This is a genomic window from Streptomyces sp. NPDC101118, assembly GCF_044759445.1.
Lineage (GTDB): Bacteria > Actinomycetota > Actinomycetes > Streptomycetales > Streptomycetaceae > Streptomyces.
This window is the reverse complement of the sequence record NZ_JBIVZG010000001.1, coordinates 174,810-189,284: the sequence shown is the minus strand read 5'-3', so window position 1 is coordinate 189,284 and position 14,475 is coordinate 174,810. Positions and strand designations below refer to the sequence as shown.

10 protein-coding genes are annotated in these 14,475 nt (G+C 73.7%); 7 read left to right on the top strand and 3 right to left on the bottom strand.

Annotated features, from left to right (window positions below):
* Positions 1-71: 71 nt before the first annotated feature.
* Positions 72-1,541: a hypothetical protein gene (locus ACIQUQ_RS00840; protein ID WP_403969572.1), complete on the bottom strand. Its 1,470-nt coding sequence runs from the start codon at positions 1,539-1,541 to the stop codon at positions 72-74.
* Positions 1,542-1,581: 40 nt separating this feature from the next.
* Here ACIQUQ_RS00840 and ACIQUQ_RS00835 point away from each other — a divergent pair, with 40 nt between their 5' ends.
* Positions 1,582-2,154 carry a hypothetical protein gene (locus tag ACIQUQ_RS00835; protein WP_403969569.1) on the top strand — a complete coding sequence of 191 codons (573 nt, stop codon included), beginning with the start codon at positions 1,582-1,584 and terminating at the stop codon, positions 2,152-2,154.
* Positions 2,155-2,558: 404 nt separating this feature from the next.
* Here ACIQUQ_RS00835 and ACIQUQ_RS00830 read toward each other — a convergent pair whose 3' ends face one another.
* Positions 2,559-3,218 (bottom strand): TetR/AcrR family transcriptional regulator, encoded by a 660-nt coding sequence (locus ACIQUQ_RS00830; protein WP_403969566.1) that lies wholly within the window; start codon positions 3,216-3,218, stop codon positions 2,559-2,561.
* Positions 3,219-3,467: 249 nt separating this feature from the next.
* On the opposite strand from ACIQUQ_RS00830, the gene ACIQUQ_RS00825 reads away from it, so the two are divergent.
* Positions 3,468-5,222, top strand: a complete 1,755-nt coding sequence (locus tag ACIQUQ_RS00825) for a glycoside hydrolase family 3 protein (RefSeq protein WP_403969563.1) — start codon at positions 3,468-3,470, stop codon at positions 5,220-5,222.
* Between the two features lie 400 nt (positions 5,223-5,622).
* Here the strand turns inward: ACIQUQ_RS00825 and ACIQUQ_RS00820 are convergent, their stop codons facing one another.
* Positions 5,623-6,099: a hypothetical protein gene (locus tag ACIQUQ_RS00820; RefSeq protein WP_403969560.1), complete on the bottom strand. Its 477-nt coding sequence runs from the start codon at positions 6,097-6,099 to the stop codon at positions 5,623-5,625.
* A gap of 383 nt (positions 6,100-6,482) precedes the next feature.
* On the opposite strand from ACIQUQ_RS00820, the gene surE reads away from it, so the two are divergent.
* The 5 genes from surE (at position 6,483) to ACIQUQ_RS00795 (ending at position 14,415) form a co-directional block, all read left to right on the top strand.
* Positions 6,483-7,541: a 5'/3'-nucleotidase SurE gene (gene surE / locus ACIQUQ_RS00815; RefSeq protein ID WP_403969557.1), complete on the top strand. Its 1,059-nt coding sequence runs from the start codon at positions 6,483-6,485 to the stop codon at positions 7,539-7,541.
* Between the two features lie 224 nt (positions 7,542-7,765).
* The gene (locus tag ACIQUQ_RS00810; protein WP_403969554.1) at positions 7,766-8,434 is read left to right on the top strand and encodes a spermidine synthase; all 669 of its coding nucleotides are present in this window, start codon (positions 7,766-7,768) and stop codon (positions 8,432-8,434) included.
* A gap of 76 nt (positions 8,435-8,510) precedes the next feature.
* Positions 8,511-9,248 (top strand): response regulator transcription factor, encoded by a 738-nt coding sequence (locus tag ACIQUQ_RS00805; protein ID WP_403969551.1) that lies wholly within the window; start codon positions 8,511-8,513, stop codon positions 9,246-9,248.
* Complete coding sequence (locus ACIQUQ_RS00800) at positions 9,245-10,309, top strand: ATP-binding protein (RefSeq protein WP_403969548.1); 1,065 nt, start codon at positions 9,245-9,247, stop codon at positions 10,307-10,309. Before ACIQUQ_RS00805 ends, ACIQUQ_RS00800 begins: the two co-directional genes overlap by 4 nt.
* A 260-nt stretch (positions 10,310-10,569) precedes the next feature.
* Positions 10,570-14,415, top strand: coding sequence for a multifunctional oxoglutarate decarboxylase/oxoglutarate dehydrogenase thiamine pyrophosphate-binding subunit/dihydrolipoyllysine-residue succinyltransferase subunit (locus ACIQUQ_RS00795; RefSeq protein WP_403969545.1), 3,846 nt, complete (start codon positions 10,570-10,572; stop codon positions 14,413-14,415).
* Positions 14,416-14,475: the final 60 nt, after the last annotated feature.

The following is a 14,475-nucleotide window of genomic DNA, read 5'->3' as shown; positions in this document are numbered from 1 at the left end:
TGAGCCCCCGTATGTTCCCCACCCCCCGTTCGCCGTCGGCGAACACAGCGTGAGGGTGCCGTCCTTGCCGGTCAGCGGCCCCGGGGCGGGTGGGGGCATTCGCCCGGGCGGGCGTACAGCGCGACGGCGGCGCCGTGGGCGTGGCGGTGGGTGCAGAGGTCGAAGTGGGCGACCAGGATCTGGCGTTTGACGGCCTCCCTCGGGAGGCGGTCGCGCGGCTGGTCCGGCGGGTCCGAGAGGGCGATCACGCGGGGGCTGTCCAGCAGGGCCGCGCGCAGCTCCGTCGAGGGCAGTTCGGTGCCCTGGAGGGTGCCCGACGCGGCCGGGGAGCGGGCCAGCGCCAGGTCGCGCAGGCCTCCGTACACCTCGGGCGAGGAGAGCAGCCACTCGCGGCGTCGGGCCGGCAGGAAGAGGACCCCGTCTCCCGGCCGGGACAGCTCGCGGACGGCGGCGGCCACCGCCACGGCGTCGTCCTTGCGGCTCTCCGGCGTCCGGAGCCACAGCGACCACGGCAGGCCGAGCACCGCCACCAGCAGCACCACCCGCCACCGCGACACCAGCAGGGCGAGGCCCGCGAGGGCGTAGAGGACGTACCGGTCGACGTACCAGGGGTGGACCAGCGAGACCGCCAGCAGCACACCGGGCGGCAGCAGCAGCAACGGCAGTGCCACGCGCACGCGTTCCCGCTCCGCGCCCCGCGCCAGGAGCAGGCCCGCGCCGGCCGCCACGGCGTACGCGAGCCAGTCCTGCCAGGCCGGCCGCCCCAGCCACCCCAGCTGCGCCCCGGCCTGGCCCGCGGCCACCAGGGCGAGCGGCAGCACGCCGGCCGCGACGGCGAGCGCGCACCACCGCCAGGCCCGCGTCCGCCACGCCACCACGGCGTGCGCGGCCAGGGCGAGCAGCGCGAACTGGTGCAGCCAGCAGGCGAGGAGGAGCAGGCCGGCGTAAGCGACCCACCGGCCGCGCAGCAGCGCGTACGTCGCCCACACCACGGCCGCGGCGACCAGCGCGTACGAACGCCCCTCCTGCGCGTACTGCTGCACCGGCGGCAGCACCGCGTACGCGGTCCCCGCCGCCGCGGCCGCCCTCGGTCCGGCGCGGGTCCCCGCGATCGCCGCCACCGCGTACGCGGCCGCGGCCGTGGCCAGCACGGAGGGCAGGCGCAGCGCCCACAGGCCGCCGTCCCAGACGCCGAAGACAGCGTGCATGAGGAAGTAGTAGAGGCCGTGCACGGCGTCGACGTGGCCGAGCAGCGCCCACAGCTCCCCGGCGGTGCGGTGGGCCACCTGGTGGGTGACGGACTCGTCCCGCCACATGGCGGGCCCCCGCTCAAGGCCCCAGAGGCCGAGGCAGAGCGCGACGAGCCCGGGCAGCAGGGGCCGGGTGCGCCGCCAGACGGTGCCGCGCCACACCATGCCGCGGCGCACGGTGCCGCGCCACGCGGCGGCCCGCCCCCCGAACTCCCGCCGCGGGGCTGGGGCGTCTGCTGTCCGGCTGATGACGGCCTCCGGGAGGTTTCCGTACGCGGGCGGTGGCTCCATACTCGGTGGTCGGCCAGGATCCACGGTGCGGAGGTGGGGCGTGAGCGCGTTCCGGTCGGTGTCCCTCGTTCGGCGTTCGCTGGCGGTCGCGGCCGTCGTCGCCGCGGCGGTCGCGGGGATGGGCGGGTGCGGGCCCGGGGACCGGGACGCCGCCATGTCCCCTTCCCCGTCGGCCACTTCGGACGGTTCGCCCTCCCCGGACGGCTCCCGGCCGTCGTCCGCGGCACCGTCCGCCGTGCCGTCCACCGAACCGTCCGGTGCCCCGTCCGCCTCCCCCTCCAAGGCCGCCGAGCGGCTGGTGTCCGTCACCCGTACCGGGGGTTTCGCGGGCGTGCACGAGAGCGTCCTCGTCAAGGAGGACGGGTCCTACCAGCGGCTCGCGAGCGCCAGGCCCACCGACGGCGGCCGGATGACGCCCGCCGGGCTCGCCCGGCTGCGGGCCGCCCTCGCGGCGGCCGACTTCCCGCGCCAGGAGCGCGTCCAGTTCCCGGAGGAGCCGGTGCGGGACGGGTTCACGTACCAGATCGTGCACGGCGGGTACGAGATCGGAGCGGCCGACCCGCTGTCGCCGTCCCTGGCCCGGGTGATCGACGCCCTGCCCCCGTTCTCCTGACGGTCCGGAGGCACCGGGCGCGCCGGGGCCCGGCGGCGCCGCGCGAACGGAGCCTCCCGAACGCGGTCGCCCGACGGGTCGCCCGGACGCGGTCGCCCCGGAGGCGCCCCCGGGCGAGGCGGCCCGGCCGCAGCCGCCCGACGGGGCCTCCCGAACGCGGTTGCCCGGCGTCGGCGCGGCGGGGCCCGGCGACGCCCCCGGGCGAGGACTCCCGGACGGGGCACCCCGGACGCGGTCGCCCAGGCGGGCTTCCGGGAGGAGGCCCCGCCGCCTGCCCGCCGCACACGCGGCTCGCGGCAGACCCGGCCCCTGCCCGGCCTCCCGCGCCGCGGCCCCGCACCACCGCCGCCCCGCACCACCGCGGCCCCACGCCACGGCCCAGCCTCCCGCCGCGGAGGGGCGCCTCAGGCCGCCGGGAGCCCCGTGCCGTCCGCGGAGACCGACCGCAGCCGGAGGTCGAGGTACGCACGCAGGCGCTGCGGCATGTCCGGCAGCGCGGCCGGGTCCAGGATCCACTGGATCTGGAGCCCGTCCATCATCGCGAGCAGCTCGCGGCCGACGCCCTCGCAGTCCGTGCCGGGGCGCAGCTCACCGCTCGCGATCCCGGATTCCAGCAGCTCGACGGTGTCGCCGAGCACCCGCGCGTACCGCTCCCTGAAGTAGTCGTGGGCGGGGTGGCCGGGGTCGCCGGACTCCCCCACGAGGTTGTTGAACATCCGGACGATGCCGGGGCGCCGGGTGTTGTCCCCGGCCAGCTCGACCACCCGGAGGAAGTGCTCGGCGACGGAGGCCGGCGGCTCCGTGAACAGCCGCTCGATGTCGTGCTGTTCGCTCAGCTCCAGCACGGACAGCAGCAGGTCCTCCTTGCTGCGGAAGTGGTGCAGCAGGCCGCCCTGGGTGATCCCGCAGTCGGTCGCGATGCGCGCCAGCGACGAGGCGTGGAACCCGAAGCGCGCGAAGTGCTCCACCGCGGTGTCGAGGATCTTCTGCCGACGGGCGTCGCCCACCGCGTAGGTCCCCCGGCCCGCGCCCGTCCGGGCCGTCCGCCCCTTGTCCTGTGCCATGCGCGACACCTTAAGCGGTGCCGGAAATGACCCCTGAGCACACTGGTTCGCCCCCTTCCGGGCGTGACCTGGATCACTTTTCCAAAACCTAGCACCCACTCGGTTTTCACACTTAGCCTGTGGCCCCGGCCCGGTCCGCCCCGCCGCCCCGCCGCCCCGGCCCCAGCGGCCCCCTCACCGCCCCTCCCGCCCCTCCTACCCCTCCCGCCCCTGCAGCGCCCGCCGCCCCGCCAGCCCAGGAGTACGCCCATGACCACCCCCGCCTACCGGGACGCCGCCCTCCCCGTCGACCGGCGCGTCGAGGACCTGCTCTCCCGCATGACGCTGGAGGAGAAGGCCGGCCAGCTCTTCCACTCCATGCTGACGATGAACCCGGACGGCACCCCGGTCACCGAGACCGACGGCTCGCTGCTCCCGTACAGCACCCCGGAGCTGGTCGGCGAGCGGCTGCTCACCCACTTCAACCTGCTCGGCACCTACGGCGCCCGTGAGATGGCCCGCTGGCAGAACGCCGTGCAGGAGATGGCCGCCCAGACCCGTCTGGGCATCCCCGTCACCCTGTCCACGGACCCGCGCCACGCCTTCACCGACAACGTCGGCGCGTCCTTCAACTCCGGCGCCTTCTCTGCCTGGCCCGAGGCACTGGGGCTGGCCGCGATCGGCGACCCCGAGCTGGTCTTCCGGTTCGCGGACACGGTGCGCCGCGAGTACCTGTCCGTCGGGTTCCGGGTGGCTCTCCACCCGCAGATCGACCTGGCCACCGAGCCGCGCTGGGCCCGCCAGACCGGCACCTTCGGCTCCGACGCGAAGCTGACCGGCGAGCTGGTACGGGCGTACGTCCGCGGCCTGCAGGGCGAGGAGCTCGGCACCCGCTCCGTGGCGGCGATGGTCAAGCACTTCCCGGGCGGTGGCCCGCAGAAGGACGGCGAGGACCCGCACTTCCCGCACGGCAAGGAGCAGGTCTACCCGGGCGGGCTGCGCGACCACCACCTGGCGCCGTTCCGGGAGGCCGTGGCCGCCGGGTGCTCGCAGATGATGCCGTACTACGGCCAGCCCGTCGGCACCGACTGGGAGGAGGTCGGCTTCGGCTTCAGCAAGGGCGTGATCACCGGGCTGCTCCGCGAGGAGCTGGGCTTCGGGGGGATCGTCTGCACCGACTGGGGCCTGCTGACCGACTCCACCATCTTCGGCGAGGTGCACGAGGCCCGCGCCTGGGGCCTGGAGCACCTCCCGGTCGCCGAGCGGGCGGCCCGGGCGCTGGACGCCGGTGCCGACCAGTTCGGCGGCGAGCAGTGCCCCGAGGTGATCGTCGAGCTGGTGCGCTCGGGCCGGATCGCCGGGTCCCGGATCGACACGTCCGTACGCCGCCTGCTGCGCGAGAAGTTCACGCTCGGGCTCTTCGAGGACCCGTACGTCGACCCGGACCTGGCCGAGGAGACGGTGGGCCGCGCCGACTTCGCGGCGCTCGGCGCCACCGCCCAGCGCCGCTCGCTGACCGTGCTGACCAACCGCGGGGGCACCCTGCCGGTGGCCGGGCGGCCGCGCCTGTACACCGAGAACGTCGACCCTGCGGTCGCGGGCCGGTACGGCGAGGTCGTGGACCGGCCCGAGGAAGCGGACCTGGCGGTGCTGAGGCTGCGCACGCCGTACGAGCCGCGGGAGAACCTCTTCGAGTCCTTCTTCCACTCGGGCCGGCTGGACTTCCCCGAGGAGGAGCTGGCGGGGATCCTGCGGCTGCTCGACACCGTGCCGACGCTGGTCTGCATCAACCTGGAACGGGCCGCGGTCATCCCGGAGATCGCCGAGCGCGCGGCCGCCCTGGTCGCCGACTACGGGGCCGCGGACGAGGCCCTGTTCGACGTGGCCTTCGGGCGGGCGCGGGCCGAGGGCCGCCTCCCGTTCGAGCTGCCGCGCTCGATGGCCGCCGTGGAGGCCTCCCGGCCGGACGTCCCGAACGACACGGCGGACCCGGTCTTCCCCCACGGCCACGGCCTCCTCCTCTGACCGGCGCGAGCCGCCGGGCTCCCGCCCCGCACCGACCTGCCGCCCGGCACCGCCCGGCCCCGACCTGCCGCCCGGCCACCGCATCCCGCCCGGCCCCCACCGGAAGCCGGCCGGACGCACGGCACCATCCGCCGCACCCCGCCGCGGGCCGGCCGGACGCACGGCACCGCTCGCCGTGTACCGGCCGGCCCGCCCCAGACCGCGAGGCACCTGACGGCCTCGCCGCGCGGGTGCCCGTCCACGCCGACGGGCACCCGCGCACCACCCGCGCGGACGCCGGCCGCTGCGCGGGCAGCCCCACCCCGCCCTTCTCCCGTTCACCGGGGCATGCCCCGGACCCCCTCCGCCCTCAAGCGCCGGGCCGGCTGAGGCCGCGGGGCTCCGCCCCGGACCCCGCGCCTCAAACGCCGGCGAGGCTGACATGCGCTGCACGACCCAAGCCGCTCACGGAACGGCGGCGAGGCTGGAACTCGCTACGCGAACCCGGCCCCGCCGGCGCCTCCCGTGTCCGGCGACATCCCGGGCCGCCGGCACGCCCTGCACCACGAGCGCACCCACGGGCACCGGCCAGCCCAGCATCCCGGGCATATCCGAGGGGCACCGGCCGGCCCAGCACCACCAGCACATCCGCAAGCACCGGCAAACCGAGCACCGCGAGCACATCCGCGGGCCTCGGCCAGCCCAGCACCACCAGCACATCCACAAACACCAGCAAACCGAGCACCGCGAGCACATCCGCGGGCCTCGGCCAGCCCAGCACCACCAGCACATCCACAAACACCAGCAAACCGAGCACCGCGAGCACATCCGCGGGCCTCGGCCGGCCCAGCGCCGCGGGCGCGTCTCGCGCGTCGGGCGCTTCCCGCTCCGCAGGCATACCCAGCCCCTCCGGCGTTTGAGGAGCGGGGGTCCGGGGGCGGAGCCCCCGAAAGGGGTCCGGGCGCAGCCCGGGAAACGGAGAAAGGGCGGGTAGGGGACCAGCCCCGCAGGGCAACCACCCGCACCCCAACCGCACCGCACCCGGCACGACGCCGCCCCGAACCGCACGGCAGCGCACGGCACGGCAGCGCACCGCACGACACGGCACCGCACGCACCGCACGGCACGGCACCGCACCGCACAACGCCGCACCGCACGACCCCCCACAGGGCGCCGCACCCGGCACCCCGCACCCACACCCGGAACCCCGCACGCGGCACCCGGCACCGGGCGCCCCGCACCCACCCCACCCCACCCACCCGCACCCCCGAAAGGGATCCCATGCGCACCAGAACCACCGCCCTCACCGCCGCCACCGCACTGATCGCAGGCCTCGGCACCACCGCCTACGCCACCCCGCCCACCCCCACGACGACGCCCCCCGCCCGCCCCCTCGCCGGCATGCGGATCCTGATCTCGAACGACGACTCCATGCAGGCAGCCAAGGCCTCGAACTCCGACGGCCTCGGCCTGTACGAGCTCCGCCGCGCCGTCTGCGCCGCAGGCGCAGACGTGGTCGTGATGGCGCCCTGGCAGGTGCAGAGCGGCCGCGGCACCGCCGTCACCAACGGCGGCGTGCTCAACGTCCAGCAGCGCACCGAGCTGCCCGCCGCCTACCGTGGCGACTGCTCGGGCGCTCCGTCGGGCGGCAAGGTCTTCGGCGTCTGTCTGGCCGACGGCCCCTGCGGGCCGGACACCCCGAGCGCCACGCCCGCCGACACCGTCAAGCTGGCGCTGCGCGGTGGCCTGGCGGCCAGGGCCGGCTGGGCCGACGGCCCGGACCTGGTCCTGACGGGCATCAACTCGGGCTGGAACGTCAGCGCGTCGGTCAACGACTCCGGCACCGTCGGAGCAGCCGTGGCCGCCATCGACGCGGGCGTCCCCGCCGTGGCCTTCAGCTCCTCGGGCGACCGGGACTTCACCTCCTTCCCGCTGGTCAACTACCGCGCGCACGCCGAGTTCGGCGCCCGCTTCGTGGCGGGCCTGAAGGAGGAGGGCCTGCTCACCGACGAGTTCGCGGTCAAGGTCGACTACCCCGACGTCAGCGAGGGACAGCGGGCCAAGCCCCCGGTGTGGACCCGCGTCGGCGACGGTGCGGTCGCCTTCCACGCGTACGAGCGGCAGGGCACCGGCGACGCCTTCCGGATCGTGCTCGGGCTGTGCGACGGCACCGGCGAGTGTGCCGAGACCCGGCCCGACGCGGACTCCACCTGGGTGCAGCGCGGCCACATCACCGTCGCTCCGCTCACCTGGGACCGCACCTACGGCACCTCCGTCGAGGGCCGCAGGGAACTGAAGCAGCTGGAGCGGTACGTCGAACGGGACGCCCCGCGCTCCTGACCCCGGCCGGCACGGGCGCCGGCCGCCGCCGGCGCCGGCGCCCGTCAACCCGCAACCCGGCCGCGCACCCTCAACCCCGGCCCCGCACCGGCACCCCCGCCGCCGGAACCCCCGGCGCCGGGGCCGCGTTGTGCCTGGTGCCGGCCCAGGCCGACTGGGCCGACGGGGCCGACGGGGCCGACTGGGCCGGCCCGGCGCGACCCGGGCCACAGGGAGGAGCAGGCATGACGACGGCGGTGACGCTGGACCGGCGCGAGGGCCCGTACGGAGAGGTCGTCCTGCGCAGGCACGACGGCCGGTACGAGATCATCGCGAACGGCTGCTTCCTCATGGACACCTCCGACGGCCGCTCCGAGCGCCTGCTGGTGGACGCCGCCCTGGCCGGCCTCGACCCGTCCGTGACCGACCCGGCGGTGCTGATCGGGGGGCTGGGCGTCGGCTTCTCCCTGGTCCACGCCGCCGGCCAGGGGCGCTGGGGGCGGATCGCCGTCGCCGAGCGTGAGGGCGCGATCATCGACTGGCACCGCGCGGGCCCCCTCGCCGAGCTGACGGCCGGGGCGCTCGCCGACCCCCGCGTCGTGATCCTGCACACGGACCTGGTGGCCCACCTGCACACCTCGGCCGACCGGTACGACGCCCTCTGCCTGGACATCGACAACGGCCCGGACTGGACGGTCACCGACGACAACCAGGGGCTCTACGGCCCGGCGGGACTGGCGGACTGCCGGGCCCGGCTGAACCCCGGGGGGGTACTGGCCGTGTGGTCGGCCCAGCCGTCCGCCGCATTCGAGGAGGCCCTGCGGAATGCCGGATTCCAGCAGGTACGGACCGAAGAGGTGCCGGTTGCCCGAGGCGTCCCGGACGTGGTGCATCTCGGTCGCAACCCCGCATAGCCGCAGGCCGACGGGTCCTCTACGCTGCTCACCGAACACGCCGGATCATTGCTAGGCAACTCCCAGGGGCGGGGCGATGGAACACACACAGACCACCCAGAACGGCGTTGCGGCGACTCCCGGCGCCCAGCGGCGCGTCCTGGTCGTCGAGGACGACCAGACGATCGCCGACGCGATCGCGGCCCGGCTGCGGGCCGAGGGCTTCCAGGTGCAGACGGCCGGTGACGGCCCGGCGGCCGTGGCGGCCGCCGAGAGCTGGCAGCCCGACCTGCTGGTCCTCGACGTGATGCTGCCCGGCTTCGACGGGCTGGAGGTCTGCCGCCGCGTGCAGGCCCAGCGCCCGCTGCCGGTCCTCATGCTCACTGCGCGCGACGACGAGACCGACATGCTGGTGGGCCTCGGCGTCGGCGCCGACGACTACATGACCAAGCCGTTCTCCATGCGCGAGCTGGCCGCCCGGGTGCACGTCCTGCTGCGCCGCGTCGAGCGGGCGGCGCTGGCCGCCCACACGCCGAGAGGCGGCACGCTCCGCCTGGGCGACCTGGAGATCGACCACGCCCAGCGCCGGGTGCGGGTCTCCGCCGAGGACGTCCACCTCACCCCGACCGAGTTCGACCTGCTGGTCTGCCTGGCCGGCACCCCGCGGGCGGTCCTGTCGCGCGAGCAGCTGCTCGCCGAGGTGTGGGACTGGGCCGACGCCTCCGGCACCCGGACCGTGGACAGCCACATCAAGGCCCTGCGCCGGAAGATCGGCGCCGAGCGGATCCGCACGGTGCACGGCGTGGGCTACGCGCTGGAGACCCCGGCGTCATGACGCCCCGGCCCGGGGCGGGGCTCCGCCCCTTCTCGATCAAGACCAAGCTCGGCACCCTCGTGGTCGTCTCGGTCTTCATCACCACGGGCCTGCTGATGGTGGCCCTGCGCACGGAGACCGAGCTGCGGTTCATCACCGTGTTCTCGGTGATCGCCTCGATGCTGATCACCCAGTTCGTGGCGCACGGCCTCACCGCGCCCCTGGACGAGATGAACACCGTCGCCCGGGCCATCTCCCACGGCGACTACACGCGCCGGGTCAGCGGTGCGGGCCGCCGCGACGAGCTGGGCGACCTGGCCGTGACGATCAACAGCATGGCCGACGACCTGGAGGCGGTGGACCGGCACCGCAAGGAGCTGGTCGCCAACGTCTCCCACGAGCTGCGCACCCCGATCGCCGCCCTGCGGGCGGTGCTGGAGAACGTGGTGGACGGCGTCTCGGCGGCCGATCCCGAGACCATGCGGACGGCACTGAAGCAGACCGAGCGGCTGGGCGGCCTGGTCGAGACCCTGCTGGACCTGTCCCGGCTGGACAACGGGGTCGTCCCGCTGCGGGCCCGCCGCTTCGAGGTGTGGCCCTACCTGTCCGGCGTGCTGAAGGAGGCCGGCCTGGCCGCCGGGCGGCGCGGGCTGGCCTCGGGCTCGGGGAACCACGCGCGGGCCGACGTACACCTGCACCTGGACGTGTTCCCGCCCGAGCTGACCGCGCACGCGGACGCCGAGCGGCTGCACCAGGTGGTGGCCAACCTGGTCGACAACGCGATCAAGCACAGCCCCCCGCACGGCCGGGTCACGGTCCGGGCCCGGCGGGGCGAGCGGCCCGGCAGCCTGACGCTGGAGGTCCTGGACGAGGGCCCCGGCATCCCCGAGTCCGAGCGGTACCGGGTCTTCGAGAGGTTCAACCGGGGCAGCGCCACGGGCGGCGACGGGGGCACCGGGCTGGGTCTGGCGATCGCCCGCTGGGCGGTCGGGCTGCACGGTGGTGACATAGGCGTGGCCGAAAGCTCGCGCGGTTGCCGGATCCGGGTCACCCTTCCGGGAGTACCCAAAGCAGCAGGTTGACGTAGGGTTCGAACAGGGAAGCTCATGATCTCGGCCACACCGTGCCGGGGATCAGGTCAAGGGTGCGGCCAGATGGCCGCAACCTCGATCGCGCGTACGCAAACCAGGCTTGTTTCCCGCCATTTCCAGCGGTGAAACCCGCCGTTCGATGTGACTTGCACGACGTAAGTCCCGCCCGGCCTGCATCACCCCGCGGGGGAGGCGTAGCCTTTATTCCCGCTGTCCACCACCTTGTGAAGCGGAAGAGGGCGGTTGCCGCCGTGTCGCCACAGTCCCCGAGTAACCCGAGCACCACGTCCGAACCAGAGGGCGGGAAGAACCCCGCCTCGGGCTTCGGCGCGAATGAGTGGCTCGTCGACGAGATCTACCAGCAGTACCTCCAGGACCCGAATTCGGTCGACCGTGCCTGGTGGGACTTCTTCGCCGATTACAAGCCCGGTGGGGGCGCCTCCGCACAGGCCGCTCCCGCGCAGGCTGCACCCGCCGCCGCCGACGCCGACGCCACCGCCACGGGGGCGGCCGGCGCCGTGACCACGACGGTGACCTCCCCGGAGCCCGCGCCCGCGCCGGCCCCTGCTTCTGTTTCAGCTCCTGCCTCTGCTCCTGCCACCCCCTCTGGTGCTCCCGCTGTGACTGTCACGTCTCAGGCCCCGGCCGCCGCACCGGCCGCGCCTGCTCAGGCCACCCCTGCCCCCGCCGCCGCCCCGAAGGCCGCGCCCGCCACCGAGGCCCCTGCCGGCCCCGAACTGGTGACGCTCCGCGGCCCGGCCGCGGCCGTGGCGAAGAACATGAACGCCTCCCTCGACGTCCCGACGGCCACGTCCGTCCGCGCCGTCCCGGTGAAGCTGCTGTTCGACAACCGGATCGTCATCAACAACCACCTCAAGCGCGCCCGGGGCGGGAAGATCTCCTTCACGCACCTGATCGGCTACGCGATGGTGCAGGCGATCAAGGCCATGCCGTCGATGAACTACTCCTTCGCGGAGAAGGACGGCAAGCCGACCCTGGTCAAGCCGGAGCACGTGAACTTCGGCCTCGCGATCGACCTGGTGAAGCCGAACGGCGACCGCCAGCTCGTCGTCGCCGGCATCAAGAAGGCCGAGACGCTGAACTTCTTCGAGTTCTGGCAGGCCTACGAGGACATCGTCCGCCGCGCCCGCGTCGGCAAGCTGACGATGGACGACTTCACCGGCGTGACGGTCTCCCTGACCAACCCCGGCGGCCTCGGCACCGTCCACTCCGTGCCCCGCCTGATGCCCGGTCAGTCGGTCATCATGGGCGTCGGCTCCATGGACTACCCCGCCGAGTTCCAGGGCACCTCCCAGGACACCCTGAACAAGCTGGGCATCTCCAAGGTCATGACCCTGACCTCGACCTACGACCACCGGGTCATCCAGGGCGCGGCCTCCGGCGAGTTCCTCCGCATCGTCGCCAACCTGCTGCTCGGCGAGAACGGCTTCTACGACGACGTCTTCGAGTCGCTGCGCATCCCGTACGAGCCGGTCCGCTGGCTCCGGGACATCGACGCCTCGCACGACGACGACGTCACGAAGGCCGCCCGCGTCTTCGAGCTGATCCACTCCTACCGGGTCCGCGGCCACGTCATGGCCGACACCGACCCGCTGGAGTACAAGCAGCGCAAGCACCCCGACCTGGACATCACCGAGCACGGCCTCACCCTGTGGGACCTGGAGCGCGAGTTCGCGGTCGGCGGCTTCGCCGGCAAGTCGATGATGAAGCTGCGCGACATCCTCGGCGTGCTGCGCGACTCGTACTGCCGCACCACCGGCGTCGAGTTCATGCACATCCAGGACCCCAAGCAGCGCAAGTGGATCCAGGACCGCATCGAGCGCGCGCACAGCAAGCCTGAGCGCGAGGAGCAGCTGCGCATCCTGCGCCGCCTGAACGCCGCCGAGGCGTTCGAGACCTTCCTGCAGACGAAGTACGTCGGCCAGAAGCGCTTCTCCCTGGAGGGCGGCGAGTCCGTCATCCCGCTGCTGGACGCGGTCATCGACTCCGCGGCCGAGGCCCGCCTCGACGAGGTCGCCATCGGCATGGCCCACCGCGGCCGCCTGAACGTGCTGGCGAACATCGTCGGCAAGTCGTACGCGCAGATCTTCCGCGAGTTCGAGGGCAACCTCGACCCGAAGTCGATGCACGGCTCCGGCGACGTGAAGTACCACCTGGGCGCCGAGGGCACCTTCACGGGCCTCGACGGCGAGCAGATCAAGGTCTCGCTGGTCGCCAACCCCTCCCACCTGGAGGCGGTCGACCCGGTCCTGGAGGGTGTCGTCCGCGCCAAGCAGGACGTCATCGGCAAGGCCGGCACGGACTTCACCGTCCTGCCCGTCGCCCTGCACGGCGACGCCGCGTTCGCGGGCCAGGGCGTGGTCGCCGAGACGCTGAACATGTCGCAGCTGCGCGGCTACCGCACCGGCGGCACGGTCCACATCGTCATCAACAACCAGGTCGGCTTCACCGCCGCCCCGACGTCCTCGCGCTCCTCCATGTACGCCACCGACGTGGCCCGCATGATCGAGGCGCCGATCTTCCACGTCAACGGCGACGACCCGGAGGCCGTGGTCCGCGTCGCGCGGCTCGCCTTCGAGTTCCGCCAGGCGTTCAACAAGGACGTCGTCATCGACCTCATCTGCTACCGCCGCCGCGGTCACAACGAGGCCGACAACCCGTCCTTCACGCAGCCGCTGATGTACGACCTGATCGACAAGAAGCGCTCGGTGCGCAAGCTCTACACCGAGTCCCTCATCGGTCGCGGCGACATCACGCTGGAAGAGGCCGAGCAGGCGCTGCAGGACTTCCAGGGCCAGCTGGAGAAGGTGTTCGCGGAGGTCCGCGAGGCCGCGGCCAACCCGGCGGTCGCCGCCCCGGCGCCGGCCGTCCAGCCGCAGTTCCCGGTGTCGGTGCCGACGGCGATCTCCCAGGAGGTCGTCAAGCGGATCGCCGAGTCCCAGGTCAACGTCCCCGAGCGGATCACCGTCCACCCGCGCCTGCGCCCGCAGATCGAGCGCCGCGCCGCGATGATCGACGAGGGCACGATCGACTGGGCGATGGGCGAGACCCTCGCGTTCGGCTCGCTGCTGCTCGAGGGCACGCCGGTGCGCCTGTCCGGCCAGGACTCGCGCCGCGGCACCTTCGGCCAGCGCCACGCGGTGCTGGTGGACCGCGAGACCGGCGAGGACTACACCCCGCTGCTCTACCTCTCCGAGGACCAGGCGCGCTACAACGTCTACGACTCGCTGCTCTCCGAGTACGCGGCCATGGGCTTCGAGTACGGCTACTCGCTGGCCCGCCCGGACGCGCTGGTGCTCTGGGAGGCGCAGTTCGGTGACTTCGTCAACGGCGCGCAGACCGTCGTCGACGAGTTCATCTCCTCGGCCGAGCAGAAGTGGGGCCAGACCTCCGGCGTCACGCTGCTGCTGCCGCACGGCTACGAGGGCCAGGGCCCGGACCACTCGTCCGCCCGCCCGGAGCGCTTCCTCCAGATGTGCGCGCAGGACAACATGACGGTCGCCATGCCGACGCTGCCGTCGAACTACTTCCACCTGCTGCGCTGGCAGGTCCACAACCCGCACCACAAGCCGCTCATCGTCTTCACCCCGAAGTCGATGCTGCGCCTGAAGGCCGCGGCGTCGAAGGCGGAGGAGTTCACCTCGGGCTCGTTCCGTCCGGTCATCGGCGACTCCTCGGTGGACCCGAACGCGGTCCGCAAGGTCGTCTTCACCTCCGGCAAGGTCTACTACGACCTGGAGGCCGAGCGGCAGAAGCGCGGCGTCACGGACACCGCGATCATCCGCCTCGAGCGCCTGTACCCGCTGCCGGGTGCGGAGCTCCAGGCCGAGATCGCGAAGTACCCGAACGCCGAGAAGTACATCTGGGCGCAGGAGGAGCCGGCGAACCAGGGTGCGTGGCCGTTCATCGCGCTGAACCTGATCGACCACCTCGACCTGGCGGTCGGCGCGGACATCCCGGCCGGCGAGCGGCTGCGGCGCGTGTCGCGTCCGCACTCCTCGTCCCCGGCCGTCGGTTCCGCCAAGCGTCACCAGGCGGAGCAGGCGCAGCTGGTCGCCGAGGTCTTCGAGGCCTAGGCAGTACGTGCGGAAGGCCCGGTCCCCCGAGGGGGCCGGGCCTTCCGGCGTTTCCGGACC